Raw genomic sequence first — 2,544 nt, 5'->3', positions numbered from 1 at the left:
GGCGCGGCCGGGGTGGAATTCTGTTCGATCACCCGGTCATCCTGCCGTACGCAGTTCCGAGGCCCGGCCCTCCTCGTCGAACCGTACCTCCAGGACGTGGTCGACGGCGTCCCGGTAGAAGGCGTTGACTACGGCCACTGTGGTCGCCTCGTCCGGGGAGCAGTGCACGAAGCCCTCGTCGGCGAGGGAGTCGGGCGCGTAGGTCCGGCCGGTGGCGCCGGCCCAGACGGTGCTCGGTACGACGTGATAGATCATGGCCCCGTTATAGACGGCGACGGCGGCCCCGGGAGCCGCAGGGCGGCGATGGACCGCCGGGTCCCCTCGACGACCAGGGCGTCCGAGGGTTCCGCCGCCTCATGCCCGGTCGCCCGGGACGGCGGCGAGCAGAGCGCGGACGGCCGGCCCGGCGGAGCCGCCGCCGGTGCCGCCTCCGCGGCGACGCCGTCATGGGCACGGCGGCCCGCCCGGCCGTGGGCACCCCGCGCACTCCACGAGCGGCCCGCGGTCCGGTCCGCCGGTCAGAGCTGGAACTCGGCGGGCGACACCCCCAGCGCCGCACAGGCCTCGCGCAGGACCGTCGCCTCGGCCTGGGAGAAGTGGCCGTCCGCACCGGCGATGACCATGCCCGTCTGGATCACGGCCCGGGCCTCGGTGGGCTTCTTGGCGGCCTTGGCGATCTCCTGCATCGCCTGGGTCTTGCCGAGCTGGAAGTTGGCGGTCAGCTGGTCCACATGCTTGTTGAAACGCGTGCGCAGCTGCTCCGGCGGGAAGTTCTGCAGCACGTCGTTGCTGAGGATCATCGACTCGACCTGCTGGCGCTCGGCCGGATCCACCTGCCCGTCGGCCGCCGCGACCAGGGCGCACATCGCCATGCTCGCGTCCCGGTAGGCACCGCTCTTCAGCTCGTTCTTCAGCGACCCGAGCTGCGTCTTCAGCACACCGACCAGCTGGGCCTTACTGCCGCCGCCGGACCTCGCCCCGCCGCTGTGCCCACCGGTCGTCGCACCCCGGCCGCCCTGATTCTGCTGGAGGGCCTTGGCCTGGTCCTTGAGCCGGTCCCACACTGCCATTGAGTCACCTCGGTACTAGTCGGCATCACCTGGCGCACCCGCTCACGCGCGCACACCCCTCCAACGCCCGACCCCCGGGCAAAGGTTCCGCAAAGCGAGACGGAGACCGCCTCGCAAAAAGATACGGGGACCGCCCGCCCCCGGAAGCGGGTGGCGGACAGTCCCCGTGGCCGGGCGTCAGGCGTCGTCGCGCGAGGGGAGCTTCAGGCGCGGGGCGAAGCGGAACGCGGCGAAGCCCACCGCCGCCAGACCCGCGGCCGCAGCGAGGAGCAGGCCGATGCCGCCCGCGCCGGTGGAGGCGAGGCTGCCGTCGAGGTTCGTCGACGTGCCGCCCGTGGTCGAGGTGCCGTCGCCGCCGGTCGTGCCGGTGGTGGCGGAACTGGTCGACGGGCTCGGCTCGGCGGAGGGGCTCGAGTCGGCCGTGGGGCTCGGGGACGGGGACGGAGAGCCGGACTCGTCACCCGGGCCGGGCTCCTGCGAGCCGTCGCCGGGGACGACCTCGACCGCGAACTGGGTCATGGCGTCACCGACCGAGGCGGCCACGGTGTACGTGCCCGTGCCCTCACCGGCGGTCAGGGCCGGGGCCGTCGCCTTGCCCGAGTCGTCGGTCTTCACGCGGACCACCCGGTCCTCGCCCTCGAAGCGGGGAGCGTCCTTCGCCGTGTCCTCGACACGGAACTCCACCTCGGTGCCGGCCGGTGCCGTCCTGCCCGACTTGACCACCCGGGCGACGAGCGCGTCGGCGAAGTCCTGCCCCTGCTCGGCCTTCTGCTTGTCGCCGTCCGAGGCGCTCACGACGTACGGGGACTCCTTGACCCGCACGGTGAAGGCCGTCGACGCGCCCAGCGTCTCGGCCCGGACGGTGAACGAGCCCTCCTTGCCGCTGCTCACGTCGATCCACGGGGTCTGCGCACGGCCCTGCGCGTCGGTCGCCACGACGGTCTCGTCGTCGTCGGGGCCGCCGGTGAGGTGGAAGAGCGGCTTCAGGCCGTCCGGGTCCTCGATCGTGTACGTCACGGACGCGTCCGCGACCGGCTTGCCGTCCTTGCCCTGCGCCACCACGGCCAGCGGCCTGACGTCGTGGCCCGGCTGGGTCGTCACGTCGGTGCCGGACACCCGGGCCAGCCGGTCGACGGGCAGACCCTTCCACTGCAGGACGATCCGGCCGGGGCCGCCGGGCGCGTTGGCGCCGCCCTCGGCCACACCCGAGTCGATCGGGTTGTCGGAGGGGGCCCAGAACGGGTCGTTCTTCTCCGGTGCCTCGGTGCCGCTGCCGACGACGAGCCGGGCGTCGTCCACCCGGGCCGGTTCGGCGTAGCTGGAGCCGCCGCCACCGCTGCCGGTGGTGGGGTCGTTGCCGGTGGACGAGCCGGTCTCGGCACCCGTGCCGCCGCCACCGCCCGCGTAGCCGGCACCGCCGCCGCCACCGCCGTAGCGGCCCGCGCCGCCGGCCCCGCCGGCCCCGCCCTTGGTG

At 74.0% G+C, this 2,544-nt stretch carries 2 protein-coding genes and 1 pseudogene; all 3 read right to left on the bottom strand.

Annotation, left to right across the window (positions count from 1 at the left end):
• Nucleotides 1–36 precede the first annotated feature (36 nt).
• Complete coding sequence (locus tag C1J00_RS41920; RefSeq protein ID WP_102914052.1) at nt 37–255, bottom strand: DUF952 domain-containing protein; 219 nt, start codon at nt 253–255, stop codon at nt 37–39.
• Between the two features lie 263 nt (nt 256–518).
• On the bottom strand, nt 519–1,070 hold the full coding sequence (locus C1J00_RS41915; protein WP_102914051.1) for a tellurite resistance TerB family protein: 552 nt from the start codon (nt 1,068–1,070) through the stop codon (nt 519–521).
• Nucleotides 1,071–1,247: 177 nt separating this feature from the next.
• Nucleotides 1,248–2,544, bottom strand: a pseudogene (locus tag C1J00_RS45750) (hypothetical protein); the annotation flags it as partial.

It is taken from the genome of Streptomyces cahuitamycinicus (assembly GCF_002891435.1).
GTDB lineage: Bacteria > Actinomycetota > Actinomycetes > Streptomycetales > Streptomycetaceae > Streptomyces > Streptomyces cahuitamycinicus.
The sequence above is the reverse complement of the archived record's forward strand: the minus strand, read 5'-3'. Positions and strand labels throughout refer to the sequence as shown.